Origin of the sequence: Saccharothrix sp. S26, from assembly GCF_021390395.1 — a bacterium.
Lineage (GTDB): Bacteria > Actinomycetota > Actinomycetes > Mycobacteriales > Pseudonocardiaceae > Actinosynnema.
The window spans coordinates 70,082-89,533 of record NZ_JAJUWT010000025.1 but is presented as its reverse complement, the minus strand read 5'-3'; the positions used below and the strand labels follow the sequence as shown (position 1 = coordinate 89,533).

Here is a 19,452-nt window from a genome sequence, read left to right as displayed (position 1 = left end):
GCCCTCGACGAGTCGTCGGCACGCTGACCAGCGCGATCACGGTCGCACCGAGACCAGGACCGTCATGTCGACCACGATGTCGAGCCGTTCGATCCGCTCCACCGGGAACGACGTGGAGCCGGGGATGCGCTCGTCGTCCGCGTGGTCGGTGCCCCACCAGCCGCCGATCTCCGTCCGCCCGTCCCGGTCGTGGACGATCAGCTTGCACCGCGCGCCCTTGGGCATGTTCTCGGTGCTCACCCACAGCTCGGTGCCCCACGACTTGCGGACCAGGTCCGCGCTGGCCACCACCCCGGACGAGGCGTCGGCGGCGTGCCAGGTCACGGCGTCGTCGCCGACCAGGCGCGGCACGAACGCCACACCCAGCGCCACGAGCACGGCCAGGGCGGCCGCGCCGACCAGCACCGGCCACCGCCGCCGACGGGTCGGCGCGGGTTCCGGCACCGGTTCGGGTTCGGGTTCGGGTTCGGGCGGCAACGGCCGCAGGTCGGGGTCGGGCGCGGGATCCTCGAACGGCAGCTCCAGGTCCGACAGCCGCATCTGCCCCAGCAGCCCCGGCAGCGGGGCCAGCCGCACCATCTCCCGCCGGCAGGCGGCGCACCCCGGCAGGTGCCGCTCGAACGACGACCGCTCCGCCGGGTCGAGCGAACCGAGCAGGTACGCGCCGAGGGCGACGGTCCGCGCACAGCTCACGACTCGGTCACCCCCCGCTCCTCCAACGCGTCGCGCAACGCCCGCAGGGCGTAGAAGCAGCGCGACTTGACCGTGCCGGTCGGGATGCCCAGCACCGCGGCCGCCTCCGCCACCGAACGCCGCCGGTAGTACAGCTCGACCACCACGTTGCGGTGGTCGGCGCTCAGCGCGCGCAACGCCTCCGCCACCTGCCAGCTCCGCAGGACGTGGTCGACCTCGTCCGCGACCGGGGGCAGGTCACCCGGTTCGATCGGCACCTCGCAGCGGCGGCCGCCGCGCTTGCGGAAACCGGAGATGACCAGGTTCCGGGCCACCGTGTAGAGCCAGGGCCCCGCGTCCGCGGGGGTCAGCTCGTCGACGTGCCGCCAGGCCCGCAGCAAGGTCTCCTGGACGACGTCCTCCGCCTGCTGGTGGTCACCCCCGACCAGGCGCAGGACGTAGCCGTGCAGCGGGCCGCGCCAACGGCCGTACAGCTGCCTGACGACATCTTCGCCACGGTCCACATCGAAGTACTACGCCACCGCGCCCCTCGGCGTTCAACGCTCCACGAAACCGGTGAGGCCGCCGCGGGCCTCCGACCAGCGCTCCACGATCGAGTCCACCCGACCGGGGGTGTCACCGGAACGCAACGCGGTCAGCAGATCACGGCACGCGGCTTCCGGGCCTTCGGCGTTCACTTCGACCCGCCCGTCACGCAGGTTGGACGCCGACCCGACAAGTCCCAGCTCAAGCGCCCTGGCGCGGGTCCACCACCGAAACCCGACGCCCTGCACGTGACCCCGCACCCAGGCGGTCAGGCGCACGGTCCGCTCTACTCCAGCCACAAGAGCCATCCTGTCATTTCACCCGATAGTGGTACGGTGCGCGACCGTGACAGCACGGCGTGGTAACCGATCCGTGATCGGCGCACTCGTCGGCCTGCTCCTCGGCGCGGCCGGTGCGACCGGCGTCGCCGTCGCCAACCCGGACCAGCTCGCCCCGTTCGTCGGGGAAAGCGCAGCACAGCGCGGCGGTTCCGACAACACCGGCGTCGGCGGGGTGGGCGGCGTGGGCGAGCCCGCGCAGGACCGCGAACCCGTGCTGCTGCCGACCACCACCGCGCCGCCGCCGTCCACCGGGACCACCACCGCGGCGACGACCACCACCACGACCGAGACGACCACGACGACGGAGACGACGACCACGACGTCCGAGCCGTCCCCGGAGCCCACCACGACGACCACGCCCGCCGACGTGCCGCAGGCGCAGCAGGTCGTCGCCCTGGTCAACGAGGCCCGCGACCTCGCCGGCTGCAAGCCGCTGGCGGTGGACGAGCGGGTGGTCAAGGCCGCGCAGGGCCACAGCACCGACATGGCGCGGCGCGACTACTTCTCGCACACCACGCCCGAGGGCGTGGACTTCGCGCAGCGCATGCGCACCGCGGGCTACCCCAGCCCCGGCGGGGAGAACATCGCCATGGGCCAGCGCTCCGCCGAGCAGGTCATGAAGGCCTGGATGAACTCCGACGGGCACCGCCGCAACATCCTGAACTGCGGGTTCACCACCATCGGCGTGGGTCTGGACACCCGCGGCTGGTACTGGACCCAGAACTTCGGCTGGTAGAGAAGACGTCCGACACACCTTGGGAGAACCGTTGTACGAGACCCCGGAGCCCGAGCGCTCCCGCCGGCGCGTGTCGCCCCACGTGCTGCTGGCCGCGTCCGGTGTCGCCGTGTCGACGATCTTCGCCACCATCGCCTCCCTGGCGGGCGCGACCCCGGACGCCTCACCCGGCAACCAGGTCCCGCGCGAGGACGTCGTCTCCCGCAACACCCTGACCACGCTCCCGCGCACCTCGTCGTCCTCGGTCAGCCTCACGACCACCGCCGAGTCGACCACCACGACGACCGAGACCACCACCACGACCACCACCACGACGTCGCGCCGCACCCGCGTGACCACGGTGACCAGGCCGGACGGCACCACCACGACCTCGGTGGTCGACGACCCGCAGCCGCAACCCCAGCCGACGACGACCACCACGTCCCCCGTCGTCACCACGACGAAGGACACCGAGCCGACCACGACCTCGTCGTCCACCACCACCGCCCCGACCACCACGACGGCCAGCGGGACGGGCCAGTAACGAGACCGTCGGCCCGGGGTGACGGTCCTCCACACCATCGGGTGGTGGACCGGCCCAACGATGAGGCGCGCGCCATGATCGGCCGATAACCCGAGCACTGACCATCCGTCCTGATCCCCCACTGGGAGATGGTGTGTTCGAGGAAGATCGTCCCGCGTCGAAGAAGAAGCTGTCCTCGGTCGTGCTGCTCGCCGCGGGCGGCGCTGTCGTCGCCACCGTGATCGCCACGCTCGCGTCGGTGCTGGCCGGCGGCGGGTCCACGTCCGCGCCGCCGCCCGAGCCGCTGGCCGAGACGCGGGCGACCGCGGACGTGCCGGTGGTCGACGCGCCGGGTGCGAGCACGGCCACGGTGGTCGTCACGGTGTCGAAGCGGCCGGGTCAGCAGCCGCGCCAGGAGCCGGGCTCCAAGCCGGACGAGCGGTCGGCCGCGACCCCCGAGTCGGTCGCGGAGACGACGCCCGAGCCGGTGCCCGCCACCCACCACTCGCCGAGCAACCCGCCGACGTCGTTCAGCCCGACGCCGTCGTCCTCGTCCTCCACGTCCTCGGCCACCCCGACCACCACGCCGACGACGAAGGACGGCGGCGACACCCCGTAGCTACCAGACGTCGCCGTCACGCCAGTCGCACGTGAGGTCGCCCGCCAGGTCCAGCGGCACGACCGGCAGGACGAAGACCCCGTCGTCCTCCTCCTCGGTGCGCTCGACCCCGGCGGGCGTCAGCGCGAACGTCCGGCCGCGCCACCGCTGCCACCCGCGCGCCGCGTAGAACGCCAGCGCGTCCTCCGACGCGCTAAGAGCGCCGAGGGGGTACGCGCCGCGCACGACGTCCTCCAGAGCCGCCATCACGGCACCGCCGACCCCCTGGCGGCGTCGGTCCGCCCGCACCGCGACACCTTCGACGTACCCGGCCCGCAGCGCGCGACCGTCGTGCAGCAACCGACGCTGGACGACCGCGCCGTGGCCGATCAGCTCGTCGCCGTCCCAGACCAGGGCATGCACGCCGCCCAGGCTGTGCTCCCAGTCCTCGTCGCCGAAATCGCCGTCGAACGCCTCGTCCAGCAGCTCGCGGGCCGCGGTGAGCGTCGCCTCGGGCACCTGCCAGGTGTGCAGCACGGAAACAAGTGACACGGTTCACACCTTATGCCGTCACACCGAAGGCCCCGGTCTCGCTCCTTCCACGAACGAGAAAGGACGGGAACATGGCAGAGCACATCGTGGTGGTGGGTGCGGGTTACGCGGGTCTGGCCGCGGCCAAGCTGGCGGCCAAGTGGACCGGCTCGCGGGTCACGCTGGTAAACGCGCGGGACCGGTTCGTGGAGCGGGTCCGGCTGCACCAGCTCGTGACCGGGCAGCGGATGCGTGACGTCCCGCTCGCCGACCTGCTCAAGGGCACCGGCGTCGAGCTGGTGGTGGACCGGGTGACCGACATCGACCTGGACGCCCGCAAGGTGCAGCTCACCGGTGGCGCGCTGGCCTACGACCGGCTGATCTACGCCGTGGGCAGCCACGCGGACCTGACCGGCGTCCCGGGCGCGGCCGAGCACGCCCACGCCGTCGCGACCCGGGAGGACGCCGAGAAGCTGGCCGTGGCGCTCGAGACCGCGCGCACGGTCGCCGTGATGGGCGGTGGGTTGACGGGCATCGAGGCCGCCGCCGAACTGGCCGAGGCGCGCCCGGACCTGGACGTGGTCCTGGTCACCGCGGGCGGGTTCGGGCAGGCGCTGTCGGACAAGGGCGCGCGGCACCTGCGCAAGGCGTTCGACCGGCTCGGCGTCCGGGTGCGCGACCACGCGCACGTCGCGGAGGTCCGCGCCGACGGCCTGGTGCTCGACGGCGGTGAGCTGGTCGCGGCCGACACCGTGGTCTGGACGGCCGGTTTCGCCGTGCCGGACCTGGCCGCGCGGGCCGGGTTGGCGGTGGACGGCCGCGGCCGGGTGCTGGTCGACCAGACGTTGACGTCGGTCTCGCACCCGGAAGTGCAGGCCATCGGCGACGCGGCCGCGATGAAGCGCCACGACGGCCTCGAGCTGCGCATGGCGTGCGCCACCGGTCTGCCCACCTCGCAGCAGGCCGTGCGCGCGCTGGCCAAGCGGCTCGGCGGCGACGAGCCGGCCGACCGGCTGGAGTTCCAGTACCGCATCCGGTGCATCAGCCTCGGTCGTCGCGACGGGTTGATCCAGTTCGTGGACGGCGACGACACCCCGAAGGAGCGCGTGCTCACCGGTCGGCTGGCGGCGCTGACCAAGGAACTCGTGGTGCGCAGCGCGCTGATGTTCCAGAGCCACCCCACCATGTCGGCGGGGTGAGCGGTCACCGGATCGCCGGGCCCCCGGCCACCAGCGCCGTCACCGTGCGCGCGAGGTCGTCGGCCCGGTCGACGGGCAGCTGTCCGGCGAGCAGCAGCGAGCACAGGCCGTGCAGGGCGCAGACCACGAGGACGGTCACGTCCGCCACGTCGTGCGCGGCCTGCTCGCCGGACACCCCCGTCGCGACGATGGCGGACGACAGGACGGCGTGCACCCGCCGCTCGGCCGCCGACAGCTCCGGGTGCGCGTCACGGCGCACCGCCTCGCCGTCGGACATCAGCCGGTACAGCGACGGGTTGGCCACCGCGAACGCCACGTACGCCCGGCCGACGCCGTGCAGCCCGCCCGAGGCCGCCTCGACCGCGGCGCGCAGGTCGTCGAACCCCTGCACCACCACCGCCGCCACCAGTTCGGCCTCGTCCGCGAAGTGCCGGAGGGCCGCGGCGGGCGAGACACCGGCCACCGCAGCGGCCTTCCGCGGGGTGAGCCCTTCGGCGTCCCCCGCGACGACGAGCGAACGGGCGGCGTTGACCAGGGCGGCACGCAGGTCGCCGGGGTGGTGCGGCCGCCGGGGCGAGGTCGCCACCGGTGACCCCTACGGCTCGAACCGGTAGCCCATACCCGGCTCCGTCACCAGGTGCCGCGGGTGCGACGGCTCGGGCTCCAGCTTGCGCCGCAGCTGGGCCAGGTAGACGCGCAGGTAGTGGGTCTCCTTCGCGTACGCCGGACCCCACACCTCCTGCAACAGCTGCTTCTGCGCCACCAGCCTGCCCCGGTTGCGGGCCAGGATCTCCAACAAGCCCCACTCGGTGGGCGTCAGGTGCACCTCGACGCCGTCCCGACGGACCTTCTTCGCCGCCAGGTCCACGGTGAACGACGCCGTCTCCACGACCGCGTCCTCACCCTCCGCCACCGCCGAGCGCCGCACCGCCGCCCGCAGCCTGGCCAGCAGCTCGTCCATCCCGAACGGCTTGGTGACGTAGTCGTCCGCGCCCGCGTCCAGCGCCTGCACCTTGTCGGCCGAGTCGACCCGCGCGGACAGCACGATGATCGGCACGGTCGTCCACCCGCGCAGGCCCGCGATCACCTCGGTGCCGTCCACGTCCGGCAACCCGAGGTCGAGCACCACCACGTCCGGCTTGCCCTCGGCCGCCGCCCTGAGCGCCGCCGTGCCGTCGTGGGCGGTCAGGACCGAGTAGCCGCGGGCCGACAGGTTGATCCGCAACGCCCGCACGATCTGCGGCTCGTCATCGACCACCAGCACCTTTGTCACGCTCAGACACTACGCCCGCCGCGGCGTGCGGCCACCGTGCCCGACTACGTTCGGCGAACTTCCTGACGACGCCTTGATGCGAACCGCGTTCACCCTTTATGCCGTTTTGACGCTTCCTTCTCCGCATCGGTGCGGAAAGGGTGAGTACATCCGGGTGCGAATGAAACCGTTCTCTGGACAGCCGTACTACGAAAGTGCGAATGTCCTGTCCGAATTCGGACACTTGCTCACTCACGGTGAGCCACGAGGAGGTCTGATGACCACCAGTGTGACTAATCAGGACGCGTTACAACTCGTGGTCGCCGTGCACCGGCTGATCCGCAGCCTGCGCCAGTCCGCGTCCGTCCGGCGCTTGCAGCCCACGCAACTGCTGGTGCTCGCGGAACTCGCGTCGCAGGGGCCCATGCGGATCGGCGAGATCGCGGTGCGGGCCCTGTGCTCGCAGCCCACGGCGACCACGGTGGTGACGGGTCTGGAATCCGCGGGCCTGGTGCGCCGCGAATCCGATCCGGCCGACGGGAGGGCCACCATCGTCGAGCTGACCGGTCTCGGGCGCGACACCATCCTGTCGCTCGCGCACGGCGAGGCGGAGTTGCTGTCCGAACGGATTTCCCGGCTCGAACCGGAGGAACGCGACGCGCTCAGATCGGTCACACCGCTGCTGCGCAGGCTCGCCGATCCGGCGCGGTGACCGTCAGCCCCGAGGCCGGGGTTGGCAACGCGGGCAGGAATAGGACGAGCGGTTCATGAACGGCTCGCGCCGGATCGCGGTCCCGCAGCGCCGGCACGGCTCGTCCTCCCGCCCGTAAACGGCCAGGGACCGGTCGAAGTAGCCGGACTGGCCGTTCACGTTGACGTAGAGCGCGTCGAACGACGTGCCGCCTTCGCCCAGCGCCTCGTACATCACCTGGGTGGCGTGCGCGAGCAGCTCGGCGGCCTTGGCCCTGGTCAGCTTGTCCGCGGGCCGCAGCCCGTGCAGCCGCGCCCGCCACAGCGCCTCGTCGGCGTAGATGTTGCCCACCCCGGAGACCAGCGTCTGGTCGAGCAGGGCGCGCTTGACCTCGGTCCGCCGCCCGCGCAGCGCCGCGACCGCCGCGACCGGGTCGAACGCCGGGTCCATCGGGTCGCGCGCGATGTGCGCCACTTGTCGCGGCAGGCGGGTCCCGTCGACCTCGACGAGGTCCGCCAACGCCAACCCGCCGAACGTGCGCTGGTCCACGAAGCGCAGCTCAGGGCCGCCGTCGGTGAACCGCAGCCGCACCCGCAGGTGCTTCTCGTCCGGCGCGCCGACCGGCTGGACCAGCATCTGCCCGGACATGCCGAGGTGCGCGAGCATGGCGTCACCGCCCGACAGGTCGACCCACAGGTACTTGCCGCGACGGCGCGCGGCATCGAGTCGCTGACCGGTCAGGCGCAGCGCGAAATCCGCCGCACCGGCGAGGTGTCGGCGGATCGCACGGGGGTGCAGGACTTCGACCGCGTCGACGGTCCTGCCCGCGACGTGCTCGTGCAGACCTCGGCGGACGACCTCTACCTCGGGCAGCTCGGGCACGGGCGGGCGGTCAGTCCTCGGTGTCGCGCTCGGCGGCAGCCGCGGCGGCCTCGGCCTGCTCCAGCTCTTCGAGCATCTCGTAGGCGGCGGCCTGCGGCTTGGTCGGCTTGAGCATCCAGCCGCCCGCCTGGGCGGTGTCGCGCACGAGTACCAGGCCCTGGATGCCGCCGTTGCGGCTGGCGTTCAGCGGGCGGGAAGGGCGCGTGTGGCGCGCGCGCCGGTTCGTCCGGACGTTCGTGGCATACATTTCGGCGTCAGTCTTCCTGAGTAGGTGCAGCCTGAGGTGAAGCCTGAGGTGATGCCTGCGACGCCGAGCCGGGTGCGTGGCCGTTCCCGGACGCGCCGGTCTCCTGCTCGGCGCGGACCCGTTCGTGCAGCACGCGGTAGGCGGCCTCGGCCGCCTTCTGCTCGGCTTCCTTCTTCGTGCGCCCGTCGCCGGTGCCGTGGGCCTGGCCACCGACGAGCACCGTGGCGGTGAACTCCTTGCGGTGGTCCGGGCCCTGGTCGTCCACCCGGTACTCGGGGACGCCCAGCCCCGCGGACGCGGTCAGCTCCTGGAGACTCGTCTTCCAGTCCAGTCCAGCACCTCGAAGTGGCGCTTCCGCCAACAACGGGTCGAACAGGTGGTGAACGAGTTGACGCGCGGTGTCGATGCCGAACTGCAGGTAGACCGCGCCGATGACGGCCTCCAGGCCGTCGGCGAGGATGCTCGCCTTGTCCCTGCCCCCGGTCAGCTCCTCGCCGCGACCGAGCAGCAGGTGCCCGCCGAGCCCGTCGTCGCCGAGGCCCCGGGCCACGCCCGCCAGGGCGTGCATGTTCACCACGCTCGCGCGCAGCTTCGCGAGCTGCCCCTCGGGCAGCTCCGGGTGCGTGCGGTACAGGTGGTCGGTGACGACCAGGCCGAGCACCGCGTCGCCCAGGAACTCCAGCCGCTCGTTCGGCGGCAGGCCGCCGTTCTCGTACGCGTACGACCGGTGTGTGAGCGCGAGCGTCAGCAGCTCGGCGTCCAACGGGACGCCGAGCGCTTCGAGCAACGGGGCGCGGTCGGCGGACCGACCGCGCGACGACCTACCCCCCACGATTCGCCGCTACCTTCGCCAGAGGGGTGATCAGGCCGGCTGGACGACCTGGCGGCCGTCGTACTGGCCGCAGGCCGGGCAGGCGACGTGCTGCGGCTTCGGCTGGCGGCACGCCCGGTTCTGGCAGGCCACCAGGTGCACGGCAGCGGTCTTCCACTGAGCGCGGCGCGAGCGCGTGTTCGAGCGCGACATCTTCCGCTTCGGGACGGCCACGACTAGTTCTCCTCTGGATTGTCACGATTCCCGTCGATCCGCTCTCGCAGAGCGGCCCAACGGGGGTCAATCGTCTCATGCCCGTGGTCGGGGCCGAGGTCAGCCAGCTTGCCGCCGCAGTCGACGCACAGCCCGAGGCAGTCCGGCGAGCACAGCGGCACCTGTGGCAGCGCGAGCACGATGGCGTCGCGCACCACGGGTTCGAGGTCGATCAGGTCGTCGTGCAGACGGCTGACCTCGTCCTCGTCGGTGGTCTCGTCGGTGGTGCTGTCCGGGTACGCGTACAGCTCGGTCAGCTCCACCTCGACCTGGGCGGACAGCGGTTCCAGGCAGCGCGAGCACTCGCCCTCGACCACCGTCGCGGCCGTGCCCGTCACGAGCACGCCTTCGACCACCGACTCCAGCAGGAGGTCGAGTTCGACCTCGCCCCCCGCCGGTACCGCGATCACGCCCTGCAGGCCGAGGCCCTCCGCGGGCACCGTCCTGCGCAACCCGCGGCTGGAGCCCGCACGACGCCCGAGGTCCCTGGTGTCGATGACCCAGGGCCCGGTCGCTGTGGGACGCGCGGAGGCGTGACGATGCTCAGACATGATGTTTGGTGTTGCCGTCGGGGACTTACCACGACCAGCCGGTCAAGGGTACGGGACAACGGGCGTCGGAGTGAAATCGGCTGGTCGAAGCCTCGTCCGGTCGGGTTACTCGTGATAGTCGAACGGTGCCGCCGCGCTGGCGACGGCCGGGCCGCGCAGGTGCGAGCGACCCTTGCCGACGCTGCGCAGGGTGTGCGCGAGCAGGTCCTCGAAGTCGGCCAGCTTGCCGTCCACGTACGCGTCGCACTCGCTGCGCAGCCGGATGGCCTCCGTCTGCGCCGCGTCCAGCACGCGCGCCGCCTCGGCGTGCGCGGCCTGCACCACCTCGGTGCCGTCGACCAGGCGCGCCTGCTCCGCCCGGCCCTCCTCGATCGCGCGCTCGTAGTTCGCCCGCCCCGCCTGGACCATCCGGTCGGCCTCGGCGTGCGCCCGGCCCACCAGGTCCTCGTACTCCTGGCGGCCCGCGGCGACGGTGCGCTGCGCCTGGTCCTCGGCCTCGGCGACCATCCGCTCGGCACGCGCGCGCGCCTCGGACAGCATCCGCTCGGCCTCGTGCTGCGCCTCGGCGACCATCCGCTCGGCGTCCGAGCGCGCCTTGCTCAGCGCCTGGTCCGCCTCGTGCTGCGCCTTGCCGACCAGCTCGTCGCGGTGGTCGAGCACGTCCTGCGCGTCGTCCAGCTCCGCGGGGATGGCGTCGCGCACGTCGTCGAGGAGTTCGAGCACGTCGCCGCGCGGCACGACGCACCCGGAGGTCATCGGCACGCCACGCGCTTCCTCGACGATCGTGACCAGCTCGTCGAGGGCCTCGAACACCCGGTACACGTCACACTCCTCGCGCCCACAGCAGTACCCGTCCTAGTGTGCCCTGCCGATCTCGTCGCCGCCGGGAGATCGGCAGGGCGTGTCCGGCTAACGGGTGATGTCCACCAGGACGAAGGTCGCGTAGTGGTCGGCCGTGTAGAAGTACAGCTTCGGGGTGGCGTTGCCGGTCACGATCCGCCGCGCGCCGCGGGTGGAGATGCCCGGCGTCTTGACCGTGTACTCCCGGTAGTAGCCGGTCGGGCAGGCCGGCAGGACGCCCTCGCGGTTGTAGAAGGTCTGGTTGTCCTGCGGGTACGGGTACGGACCGCCCCGCTGGACGAGCCGCACGGTGTCCGTCGCCTGGCTCGGCAGGCCCGACAGCGCCACGGACCGGAAGCCGGACGTGTCGCCGCAGGCCGCCTGCGCGACCGCGACCGACTCGACCGCGACCGCCTGGGCGGAGGTCGTGAACGTGCCCGCGAGGACCAGGAGCAGGGACAGCAGCACCTTCGCGGTGCGCGATGTGATCTCGCTCATGCCGGTGAACGCTAACCACACCGAGCGACGAGCAAGCGGTGCTCGAGTTAACGATCCGTGACCGGTCAGCGACCCTCAGCGAGCCGGGCCGCGAGCCGGTCCTTGATCGAGGGCGGCAGCAGGCTGGTCACGTCGCCGCCGTAGGTGGCCACGTCCTTGACCAGGGAGCTGGCCAGGAAGCTGTAAATGGGGTTGGTCGGCATGAACAGCGTGTCGACGCCGGAGAGCTGGTGGTTCATCTGCGCCATCTGCAGCTCGTAGTCGTAGTCGCTGACCGCCCGCAGGCCCTTGACGATGGCCTTGATGTCATTCTCGCGGCAGTAGTCGACCAGCAGGCCGTGCCAGGAGTCGACGCGGACGTTCGGCCACTGGGCGGTGACCTCGCGCAGCATCTCCGTGCGCTCCTCGACCGAGAACAAGGTCTTCTTGTTCTTGTTGATGAGCACGGCGACGACGACCTCGTCGAAGAGCTTCGCCGCTCTGCCGATGATGTCCAGGTGTCCGTTGGTGGCCGGGTCGTAGGAGCCGGGGCACACGGCACGCGTCATGGTTTCGGACGGTAGCACCCGATCGGACGCATCCACTCAGGTGCGTGGTCGGCATCACCCAGAGGCGTCAACGTGTTCTGCCCAGTGCAGCTTGGTGTCGCCATATCGCTTGCTGCGCAAGGATTCCACACCGGTTGGCCACACCGGTTCGGCGCTGCGCGCGTCGCGTTCCACCACGATCAACGACCCCGGTTTCGTCCAACCGTTCGTGACCAGCGACGAGAGCACCCGGTCGAGCTGCTCGGCGGTCACCGCGTAGGGCGGATCGGCGAACACGACGTCGCACGCCGCTTCGGCCGCACCGCCCACCACCGACTCCGCGGTGCGGTTGAGCACCGTCGCACCGGGCAGGGCGACCACCTTGGCGTTGCTCTTCAAGACTTCGGCAGCCCGCTTGTCCGCCTCCACGAAAGTGGCCCGGACCGCGCCCCGCGACAACGCCTCGAACCCCAGCGCACCCGACCCCGCGTACAGGTCGAGCACCACCGCGCCGTCGAGGTCGATCACGTTCTCCAGCGAGCTGAACAACGCCTCGCGCACGCGGTCGGACGTGGGCCGGGTGACCTTGGGCGGCACCTGCAACCGGCGCCCACCCGCCACACCCGCGACAATCCTGGTCACGGGGTCATCGTCCCACCGACAGCGCCTGCCACCACCCGTCGACCTCCGGGGGCCGCGCCACGTCGACCCGCTCGCCGGGCCGCGGCACGGCCAGCGCCACCCCGTGCGCCTTGGCCTCCCGCCACACCCGGTCGACCGGCTCGGACCAGTCGTGGAACGCGAGGTTGAAGGTCGCCCAGTGCACGGGGATCAACAGCCCGCCCCGCACGTCCCGGTGCGCCGCCACGCCCTCCTCCGGCGTCATGTGGATGTCCGGCCACCCCGGCCCGTAGGCCCCGATCTGGATCAGCGAGGCGTCGAACGGCCCGTGCTCCTGGCCGATCCGCTCGTAGCCGTCGAAGTAACCGGTGTCACCGCTGTAGTAGACCCGGTGCCGCGGCCCCTTCAAGACCCACGACGCCCACAACGTGGTGTCCCGCTGGAACCCCCGCCCGGAGAAGTGCTGCGCCTCGGTGGCCACCAACGTGACGCCGGCCACCTCGTGCGACTCGTCCCAGTCGAGCTCCACGATCCGCTCTTCGGGCACCCACCACCTGCGCAGGTGCGCCCCGATCCCGAGCGGAACCACGAACACCGCTTCGGTGTCCCGCGTCAACGCCCGGACCGTGGGCAGGTCGAGGTGGTCGTAGTGGTCGTGCGAGATCACCACCGCGTCCACCCGCCCCACGTCGTGCAACGCGTGCGGCACCGGGTGCAACCGCCGCGGACCGACCACAGGGGACGGTGAGCACCGGTCGCTCCACACCGGGTCGACCAGCACCCGCGCCCCGTCGATCTCCACCAACGTCGACGCGTGCCCGTACCAGGTGATGTGCAACCCGTCGGCCGACCCGGCCACCGGCGGCACCAACGGCACCTCACCCACCGGCCGCCGCTGCTGCCCGCCGAAGAACATCTCCCGCACCGTCCCGGCGGCCCCGTCGGGCATCGTCCGCGTCCGCGCCGAGTTGTGGAACTTCCCGTCCCGGTACCGCGGCGACCGCCGCACCCGCTCACCGTCCGGCCTGCCACCCAACGCGAGCGGCACGTCACGCGCCGCCCAGGCGACAGCACCAGCCGTGAGCGCGAGCAATGCAGCGGCAACCTTCTTCATGCCACCACCAACGCCATCCGCAACGCGGGGGTTCCCCCACCACGTGTGGCCCACCACTCACCCCGACCGCGCCTTCCGCAAATCCCGCCGCCACCCCACCGAGGCTCGATTTGACATGGGTTCGGGTGCTTCAGGCAGGCCGGGAGTGCCCGTACGGGCCCCATGTCGAATCGGGCCGGGGGTGAGCGGAACCACCCACCCCCAACCCCTCACCATCACTCCAACACGATCAACAGATCGCCACCCTCGACCTGCTGCACCCCGCGCACGGCCAACCGCTTCACCCGCCCGGCCTTGGGAGCCGTGATCGCGGCCTCCATCTTCATCGCCTCGATGGTCGCGATCGTCTGCCCGACCTCGACCACGTCGTCCTCCGCCACGTTGGGCGTGACGACCCCGGCGAACGGCGCGGCGACGTGGCCGGGGTTGCCCCGGTCCGCCTTCTCCGCCACGGGCACCTCGGCCGCGATCGACCGGTCCCGCACCTGGATCGGCCGCAACTGCCCGTTCAACGTCGCCATCACGGTGCGGATGCCGCGCTCGTCGGCCTCACCGATGGCCTCCAACCCGATCAGCAACCGCACACCGGGCTCCAGGTCGACCTGGTACTCCTCCCCCGGCTTGAGCCCGTAGAAGAAGTCCTTGCTGCCCAGCACGCTGGTGTCGCCGTACGCCTCGCGGTGCGCCAGGAACTCCTTCGTGGGAGCCGGGAACAGCAGCCGGTTCAACGTGTTGCGCCGGTCGAGCTCCAGCCCCTTCACGTCGTCGTCGGTCAGCTCCGCCACGCCCTTGGGCGCGGCCCGCCCCTGCAACGCCTTGCTGCGGAACGGCTCCGGCCACCCGCCGGGCGGGTCGCCCAGCTCGCCGTGCAGGAACCCGATCACCGAGGCCGGGATGTCGAACCGACCGGGGTCGGCCTCGAACTCCTCGGGCTTGACCCCCGCGCCGACCAGGTGCAGCGCGAGGTCGCCGACCACCTTGGACGACGGCGTCACCTTCACCAGCCGACCGAGCATCCGGTCGGCCGCCGCGTACATGGCCTCGATCTCCTCGAACTTCTGCCCGAGGCCGAGCGCGACCGCCTGCGTGCGCAGGTTGGACAGCTGCCCGCCGGGGATCTCGTGCGAGTACACCCGACCCGTGGGCCCGGGGATGCCGGACTCGAACGGCGCGTACACCTTGCGCACCGACTCCCAGTACGGCTCCAGGTCGCACACCGCCCGCAGGTCCAGCCCGGTGGCGTGCTCCGTGTAGTCCGTCGCCGCCACGATCGCCGACAGCGGCGGCTGGGACGTGGTGCCCGCCATGGACGCCACCGCGCCGTCCACCGCGTCCACGCCGGACTGGATGGCGGCCAGGTAGGTCGCCAACTGCCCGCCCGCCGTGTCGTGCGTGTGCAGGTGCACGGGCAGGTCGAACTCCTTGCGCAACGCCGTCACCAGCCGTGCCGCCGCCGGCGGCCGCAGCAGGCCGGCCATGTCCTTGATGGCCAGCACGTGCGCGCCCGCGCCGACGATCTGCTCGGCGAGCTTCAGGTAGTAGTCCAGCGTGTAGAGCCGCTCGTCCGGGTTCGACAGGTCGGCGGTGTAGCACAGGCACACCTCGGCCACCGCCGTGCCGGTCTCGCGCACCGCCTCGATCGCCGGCCGCATCTGCTCGACATCGTTGAGCGCGTCGAAGATCCGGAAGATGTCGATCCCGGTCTTGGTCGCCTCTTCGACGAACGCGCTGGTCACGGCCTCGGGGTACGGCGTGTAACCGACCGTGTTCCGGCCGCGCAGCAGCATCTGCAACGTGATGTTGGGCACCGCTTCGCGCAGCGCCGCGAGCCGCTCCCACGGGTCTTCGGCCAGGAACCGCAGCGCCACGTCGTAGGTCGCGCCGCCCCACGCCTCCAGCGACAGCAGCTGGGGCGTCATCCGCGCCACGTGCGGCGCGACCGCGAGCAGGTCCTTCGTCCGCACGCGCGTGGCCAGCAACGACTGGTGCGCGTCGCGGAACGTGGTGTCCGTGACGGCCAGCGCCTTGCTCTCGCGCAGCCAGCGGGCGAAGCCCTCCGGGCCCAGCTCGACCAGCTTCTGCTTCGACCCGGCGGGCGGCTCGGCGTTGAGGTCGACCACCGGCAGCTTGACCTTCGGGTCCACCACGGACGGACGCGGGCCGTTCGGCTTGTTGACCGTCACGTCGGCCAGGTAGGTGAGCATGCGCGTGCCGCGGTCGGCCGAGTGCCGCGCGGTGAGCAGGTGCGGGCGCTTCTCGATGAACGACGTCGTGACGCGGCCCTCGTAGAAGTCCGGGTCGTCGAGCACCGCCTGGATGAACGGGATGTTCGTCGACACGCCCCGGATCCGGAACTCCGCCACCGCGCGCCGCGCCCGGGCCACCGCCGCGGAGAACGTCCGACCCCGGCACGTCAGCTTGACCAGCATCGAGTCGAAGTGCGCGCCGATGACCGTGCCCGCGCCCGTCGTGCCGCCGTCCAACCGGATGCCCGAGCCGCCCGGCGAGCGGTAGGCGCTGATCATGCCGGTGTCGGGGCGGAAGCCGTTGGCGGGGTCCTCGGTGGTGATGCGGCACTGGAGGGCCGCGCCGCGCAACTGCACGGTCTCCTGGCTCAGGCCGAGGTCGTCGAGGTTCTCGCCGCTGGCGATGCGCATCTGCGACTGCACCAGGTCCACGTCGGTGACCTCTTCGGTGACCGTGTGCTCGACCTGGATGCGGGGGTTCATCTCGATGAAGACGTAGTTGCCGTTCGGGTCGAGCAGGAACTCGACGGTGCCGGCGTTGCGGTAGCCGATGTGCCGGGCGAACTTCACCGCGTCGTTGCAGATCCGGTCCCGCAGCTCGGGCGAGAGGTTCGGCGCGGGCGCGATCTCGATGACCTTCTGGTGGCGTCGCTGCACCGAGCAGTCGCGCTCGAACAGGTGCATCACGTTGCCCTCGCCGTCGGCGAGGATCTGCACCTCGATGTGCCGCGGCTCGACGACGGCCTGCTCCAGGAACACCGTGGGGTCGCCGAACGCCGACTCCGCCTCGCGGGACGCGGCTTCCAGGGACTCCCTCAGCGCGGCCGGGTCCTCGACGCGCCGCATGCCACGACCGCCGCCGCCCGCGACGGCCTTCACGAACACCGGGAACGTGATGTCCTCGGCCGCGCGCACGAGCGCGTCGATGTCGCTGGACGGCTCGCTCGACTTGAGCACCGGGAGACCGGCTTCGCGGGCCGCGGCGATGGCGCGGGCCTTGTTGCCGGTCAGCTCGAGCACGTCCGAGGGCGGGCCGACGAACGTGATGCCCGCCTCCGCGCACGCCCTGGCCAGCTCGGGGTTCTCCGACAGGAAGCCGTAGCCGGGGTAGACCGCGTCGGCGCCCGCTTTGCGGGCCGCCTTGATGATCTCCTCGACCGACAGGTAGGCCCGGACCGGGTGGCCGGGCTCACCGATCTCGTACGACTCGTCGGCCTTCAGCCGGTGCAGGGAGTTGCGGTCCTCATGGGGGAAGACGGCAACCGTGCCGGCGCCCAGTTCATAGGCAGCGCGAAAGGCCCGGATCGCGATCTCGCCGCGGTTGGCGACAAGAACCTTGCGGAACATGCGGCGTTCCCTCCCGGTTACTCGGCGAGTCCCGCCCCTGCGGGGTCGGGACTCGAGGAATCAAGGCACGCTACCGTGCGCTTCCCGCCCCTCGGGAGTTCCATCTCACGTGACGGACGTCATCGTGATCGTTCACTCATCCGGTCAAGGCGAGCGCGACCTGGGATCACGCCCTCGGATTCTCCCTTGTGAACCGGTCTCGCGCAGCCCCCGGCCGCGATGATCCCCGTACCGTCGATCATCGGCCGGTCACGGTGCGTTCGCTGCATCGAGTGACTGCGCCGGTCGACTTCTCGGTAGGGTTGGCCCATGGCCGGGGCTGAAGGGACTGGGCAGCCTGCTGCCCGCACCCATTTCGACGTCGTACTGCGCGGGTACAACCAGCGCCAGGTGAACGAGCGGGTGACACGACTCGAGTTCGACCTCAAGAACGCGAACCGGGCCCGCGACGCGGCGTCGGCCCAGGTCGCGGAGCTGGGCAAGCTGCTCGGTTCCACCCGCGCCGAGCTCGACAAGGTCAAGTCCCAGCTGAGCAAGCTGGCCACCAGCCCGGCCAGCGCGTCCAACGTCACCGAGCGCGTGCGCGTGATGATGACGTTGGCCGAGGAGGAGATCGCCGACATCCGCAAGGCGGCGCTGGACCAGGCGAACGCCACCCGCGCCGAGGCCGACCGGGCGGCGGCCGAGGGCAAGGCGGCGCACCAGCGGGCGATGGCCGAGCTGGAGGACCGGCGTCGGCAGTTGGACGCGGCCCACCAGCAGCGGACCGCGGAGCTGGAGCGTCAGCACGAGGAGCGGCGCACCGAGCTGGAGCGCTCGCACGAGGAGCTGCGCGCCAAGCTGACCGCCGAGCACGAGGCGTTGATGGCCGAGACCCGCGCCGACCGCGAGAAGCTGACCGCGGAGTTCGAGGCGAAGACCGCCGAGCTCGAGGCCAAGCGGGTGGAGCTGGAGCAGAAGTACAAGGGCTACCACGACGACCTCGACAAGGAGTACGACGGGCTGCGCACCCAGCTCCGCAAGGAGCACGAAGTGCACGTCGTCGAGGCCAAGGCCGAGGCCGCGAAGCTCCTCGAAGCCGCCCGCGCCGAGGCGGCCGAGCTGCGCGCGGAGACCGAGAAGCAGGTCGCCGAGCTGGAGTCCGAGGCACTGGCGAAGGCCGAGCAGACGATCAGCGAGGCCACCGCGCGGGCCGAGAAGACCATCACCGAGGCCGACGCCCACGCCGACCGCCGCACCACGGCGGCCGACGAGAAGCTGAGCGAACTGCACCGCGTGCACCGCGAGCTGAGCGAGCAGTTCGCCGCCGCCCAGGAAGCGGTGTCACGGGCCGTGGCGACCCTCAAGCCGCTGGACGACGAGGCCGCCGCGGACTCGGGTGCCGATGCACCCACCGAACCGGACTCGGCTGCCGACGCGCCCACCAAGCCGGCCACCGTCAAACCCGCGCCCGCCAAGCCCGCGCCCACCAAGCCGGCCACCGCCAAGCCCTCGACCAGCAAGTCCCCGGCCGCCAAGCCCGACGACGTCGAGCCGTCCGAGCAGCCGACCGCCCAACTCCGGGTCCCCAAGGGCAGGCAGTCCAGATAACCCGGCCCGGCCCCCGCGGCTACTGGGGCAGCTGGTCGGCCGGCACGACCTCCGCCTGGTCGGGCACGGCGATCTCGACCGGCTCGCCCCACCCGCGGAACCGGGTCGTGGACTGCTTCACGACCTTGCCGTCCAGCTCGAACCGGTACTCGGCCCGCACGGGCGCGCTCGTGTCGTCCACCCACACCGAAGCCGCGATCTTCACCCCGTACTGCGCCAACTGGGTGTGCTGGAGCTGGATGTCCTGGTCCTCGATGACCTTGGCCATCTTCAACGCGTCCACGACCAGGTCGAACCGCGTCACGGGCACGCCGTCCACCTGCTCGGCCGCCTTGCCGACGATCAACGCCGCCCGCGGCTGCACGTAGTCCAGCTCCGCGCCGACCGTCGCGCTCGGGCCGAAGCCGCGCAGCAGCGCCGCCACCTCGCCGCCGCTCGCCGCCGGGTAGTAGCCCCACTTCTTGCCCGCGGGCATCGGCGCGCCCTCGACCTGCACGTACGTGCCGTCGCGCACGACCACCAACGCGATCTTCTTCGGCTGCCCGCCGGTCGACACGTCCATCGTCATCGACCCGGTCACGTCGCCGCCGTCGTGCCGCACCACGCCGTCCACGACGTTGCGCACCTCGGTGGCCTGCCCGTCCGAGGCGAACCCCTCGGTGTGGAACGTCGCCGTCGCCAGCTCGGCCCGCCGCTGCTCGATGCGCTCGGCGAGCACCGCCAGGTCACCCTTGGGCAGCGAGGACGTGGCGGGAGCCGGGTCGCCGGTGGGCGCGGCCGTGCAGGCCACGAGCACCAGCGGAACCAGGGCGAGCAGGAATCGGCGCACGAGCCAGG

General features: G+C 71.7%; 24 protein-coding genes. 6 read left to right on the top strand and 18 right to left on the bottom strand.

Translation table 11 applies throughout. From position 1 onward, the window contains the following. Positions 1-36: 36 nt before the first annotated feature. Genes LZG04_RS33675 through LZG04_RS33665 form a run of 3 tightly spaced genes read right to left on the bottom strand, consistent with a single transcriptional unit; the run spans position 37 to position 1,526 of the window. Positions 37-693 (bottom strand): anti-sigma factor, encoded by a 657-nt coding sequence (locus LZG04_RS33675; RefSeq protein WP_233824782.1) that lies wholly within the window; start codon positions 691-693, stop codon positions 37-39. Beyond that, positions 690-1,196 (bottom strand): sigma-70 family RNA polymerase sigma factor, encoded by a 507-nt coding sequence (locus tag LZG04_RS33670; protein WP_233824780.1) that lies wholly within the window; start codon positions 1,194-1,196, stop codon positions 690-692. The genes LZG04_RS33675 and LZG04_RS33670 overlap by 4 nt, the downstream gene beginning before the upstream one ends. A 33-nt stretch (positions 1,197-1,229) precedes the next feature. Next, the gene (locus LZG04_RS33665) at positions 1,230-1,526 is read right to left on the bottom strand and encodes an acylphosphatase (protein WP_233824778.1); all 297 of its coding nucleotides are present in this window, start codon (positions 1,524-1,526) and stop codon (positions 1,230-1,232) included. A 64-nt stretch (positions 1,527-1,590) separates the two neighbouring features. Between LZG04_RS33665 and LZG04_RS33660 the strand changes: the two genes are divergently transcribed. From LZG04_RS33660 to LZG04_RS33650, 3 genes are all read left to right on the top strand, one after another. Continuing rightward, positions 1,591-2,295 carry a CAP domain-containing protein gene (locus tag LZG04_RS33660; protein WP_233824776.1) on the top strand — a complete coding sequence of 235 codons (705 nt, stop codon included), beginning with the start codon at positions 1,591-1,593 and terminating at the stop codon, positions 2,293-2,295. 31 nt (positions 2,296-2,326) lie between these two features. After that, positions 2,327-2,818, top strand: a complete 492-nt coding sequence (locus tag LZG04_RS33655; protein ID WP_233824774.1) for a hypothetical protein — start codon at positions 2,327-2,329, stop codon at positions 2,816-2,818. A gap of 133 nt (positions 2,819-2,951) precedes the next feature. Continuing rightward, a complete protein-coding gene (locus LZG04_RS33650; RefSeq protein ID WP_233824772.1) occupies positions 2,952-3,416 on the top strand; it encodes a hypothetical protein in 465 nt (154 codons plus the stop codon). Here the strand turns inward: LZG04_RS33650 and LZG04_RS33645 are convergent, their stop codons facing one another. Continuing rightward, positions 3,417-3,947, bottom strand: a complete 531-nt coding sequence (locus LZG04_RS33645) for a GNAT family N-acetyltransferase (RefSeq protein WP_233824770.1) — start codon at positions 3,945-3,947, stop codon at positions 3,417-3,419. Positions 3,948-4,018: 71 nt separating this feature from the next. Here LZG04_RS33645 and LZG04_RS33640 point away from each other — a divergent pair, with 71 nt between their 5' ends. Then, entirely contained in the window at positions 4,019-5,125 is a 1,107-nt protein-coding gene (locus tag LZG04_RS33640) for an NAD(P)/FAD-dependent oxidoreductase (protein ID WP_233824768.1), read from the top strand. 4 nt (positions 5,126-5,129) lie between these two features. Here LZG04_RS33640 and LZG04_RS42755 read toward each other — a convergent pair whose 3' ends face one another. Further along, the gene (locus tag LZG04_RS42755; RefSeq protein WP_233824766.1) at positions 5,130-5,711 is read right to left on the bottom strand and encodes a TetR/AcrR family transcriptional regulator; all 582 of its coding nucleotides are present in this window, start codon (positions 5,709-5,711) and stop codon (positions 5,130-5,132) included. Positions 5,712-5,720: 9 nt separating this feature from the next. After that, a complete protein-coding gene (locus LZG04_RS33630; protein ID WP_233824764.1) occupies positions 5,721-6,398 on the bottom strand; it encodes a response regulator in 678 nt (225 codons plus the stop codon). Positions 6,399-6,654: 256 nt separating this feature from the next. Here LZG04_RS33630 and LZG04_RS33625 point away from each other — a divergent pair, with 256 nt between their 5' ends. Then, on the top strand, positions 6,655-7,089 hold the full coding sequence (locus LZG04_RS33625) for a MarR family winged helix-turn-helix transcriptional regulator (protein ID WP_233824762.1): 435 nt from the start codon (positions 6,655-6,657) through the stop codon (positions 7,087-7,089). A 3-nt stretch (positions 7,090-7,092) separates the two neighbouring features. On the opposite strand, the gene mutM is transcribed toward LZG04_RS33625, so the two are convergent. The 11 genes from mutM to LZG04_RS33570 all read right to left on the bottom strand — a co-directional run bounded on the left by mutM (position 7,093) and on the right by LZG04_RS33570 (position 17,025). Continuing rightward, positions 7,093-7,950: a bifunctional DNA-formamidopyrimidine glycosylase/DNA-(apurinic or apyrimidinic site) lyase gene (mutM, locus tag LZG04_RS33620; RefSeq protein WP_233824760.1), complete on the bottom strand. Its 858-nt coding sequence runs from the start codon at positions 7,948-7,950 to the stop codon at positions 7,093-7,095. 10 nt (positions 7,951-7,960) lie between these two features. Next, positions 7,961-8,197 (bottom strand): hypothetical protein, encoded by a 237-nt coding sequence (locus LZG04_RS33615; protein WP_233824758.1) that lies wholly within the window; start codon positions 8,195-8,197, stop codon positions 7,961-7,963. A gap of 7 nt (positions 8,198-8,204) precedes the next feature. Further along, on the bottom strand, positions 8,205-9,029 hold the full coding sequence (gene rnc, locus LZG04_RS33610) for a ribonuclease III (protein ID WP_233824756.1): 825 nt from the start codon (positions 9,027-9,029) through the stop codon (positions 8,205-8,207). Positions 9,030-9,059: 30 nt separating this feature from the next. After that, entirely contained in the window at positions 9,060-9,242 is a 183-nt protein-coding gene (rpmF, locus tag LZG04_RS33605; RefSeq protein ID WP_033431492.1) for a 50S ribosomal protein L32, read from the bottom strand. Positions 9,243-9,244: 2 nt separating this feature from the next. Next, complete coding sequence (locus LZG04_RS33600) at positions 9,245-9,832, bottom strand: DUF177 domain-containing protein (protein ID WP_233824754.1); 588 nt, start codon at positions 9,830-9,832, stop codon at positions 9,245-9,247. Positions 9,833-9,937: 105 nt separating this feature from the next. Then, on the bottom strand, positions 9,938-10,654 hold the full coding sequence (locus LZG04_RS33595) for a DivIVA domain-containing protein (RefSeq protein ID WP_233824752.1): 717 nt from the start codon (positions 10,652-10,654) through the stop codon (positions 9,938-9,940). A gap of 87 nt (positions 10,655-10,741) precedes the next feature. After that, positions 10,742-11,170: a ribonuclease domain-containing protein gene (locus LZG04_RS33590; RefSeq protein WP_233824750.1), complete on the bottom strand. Its 429-nt coding sequence runs from the start codon at positions 11,168-11,170 to the stop codon at positions 10,742-10,744. A 65-nt stretch (positions 11,171-11,235) separates the two neighbouring features. After that, a complete protein-coding gene (coaD, locus tag LZG04_RS33585; protein WP_233824747.1) occupies positions 11,236-11,718 on the bottom strand; it encodes a pantetheine-phosphate adenylyltransferase in 483 nt (160 codons plus the stop codon). Positions 11,719-11,772: 54 nt separating this feature from the next. Beyond that, positions 11,773-12,339, bottom strand: coding sequence for a 16S rRNA (guanine(966)-N(2))-methyltransferase RsmD (gene rsmD / locus LZG04_RS33580; protein WP_233824745.1), 567 nt, complete (start codon positions 12,337-12,339; stop codon positions 11,773-11,775). Positions 12,340-12,343: 4 nt separating this feature from the next. Continuing rightward, entirely contained in the window at positions 12,344-13,432 is a 1,089-nt protein-coding gene (locus LZG04_RS33575; RefSeq protein ID WP_233824743.1) for an MBL fold metallo-hydrolase, read from the bottom strand. Positions 13,433-13,647: 215 nt separating this feature from the next. Further along, entirely contained in the window at positions 13,648-17,025 is a 3,378-nt protein-coding gene (locus tag LZG04_RS33570) for a pyruvate carboxylase (RefSeq protein ID WP_233824741.1), read from the bottom strand. A gap of 402 nt (positions 17,026-17,427) precedes the next feature. Between LZG04_RS33570 and LZG04_RS33565 the strand changes: the two genes are divergently transcribed. After that, positions 17,428-18,615, top strand: a complete 1,188-nt coding sequence (locus tag LZG04_RS33565) for a hypothetical protein (RefSeq protein ID WP_233824739.1) — start codon at positions 17,428-17,430, stop codon at positions 18,613-18,615. A gap of 19 nt (positions 18,616-18,634) precedes the next feature. On the opposite strand, the gene LZG04_RS33560 is transcribed toward LZG04_RS33565, so the two are convergent. After that, the gene (locus LZG04_RS33560) at positions 18,635-19,444 is read right to left on the bottom strand and encodes a hypothetical protein (RefSeq protein ID WP_233824737.1); all 810 of its coding nucleotides are present in this window, start codon (positions 19,442-19,444) and stop codon (positions 18,635-18,637) included. Positions 19,445-19,452 lie beyond the last annotated feature (8 nt).

Bases quoted from the DNA above. Each gene is read 5' to 3' on its own strand.
- LZG04_RS33575 (WP_233824743.1), bottom strand. From the start codon at position 13,432: ATGAAGAAGGTTGCCGCTGCATTGCTCGCGCTCACGGCTGGTGCTGTC.
- coaD (WP_233824747.1), bottom strand. From the start codon at position 11,718: ATGACGCGTGCCGTGTGCCCCGGCTCCTACGACCCGGCCACCAACGGA.
- LZG04_RS33590 (WP_233824750.1), bottom strand. From the start codon at position 11,170: ATGAGCGAGATCACATCGCGCACCGCGAAGGTGCTGCTGTCCCTGCTC.
- LZG04_RS33600 (WP_233824754.1), bottom strand. From the start codon at position 9,832: ATGTCTGAGCATCGTCACGCCTCCGCGCGTCCCACAGCGACCGGGCCC.
- LZG04_RS33640 (WP_233824768.1), top strand. From the start codon at position 4,019: ATGGCAGAGCACATCGTGGTGGTGGGTGCGGGTTACGCGGGTCTGGCC.
- LZG04_RS33615 (WP_233824758.1), bottom strand. From the start codon at position 8,197: ATGTATGCCACGAACGTCCGGACGAACCGGCGCGCGCGCCACACGCGC.
- LZG04_RS33665 (WP_233824778.1), bottom strand. From the start codon at position 1,526: ATGGCTCTTGTGGCTGGAGTAGAGCGGACCGTGCGCCTGACCGCCTGG.
- LZG04_RS33625 (WP_233824762.1), top strand. From the start codon at position 6,655: ATGACCACCAGTGTGACTAATCAGGACGCGTTACAACTCGTGGTCGCC.
- LZG04_RS33570 (WP_233824741.1), bottom strand. From the start codon at position 17,025: ATGTTCCGCAAGGTTCTTGTCGCCAACCGCGGCGAGATCGCGATCCGG.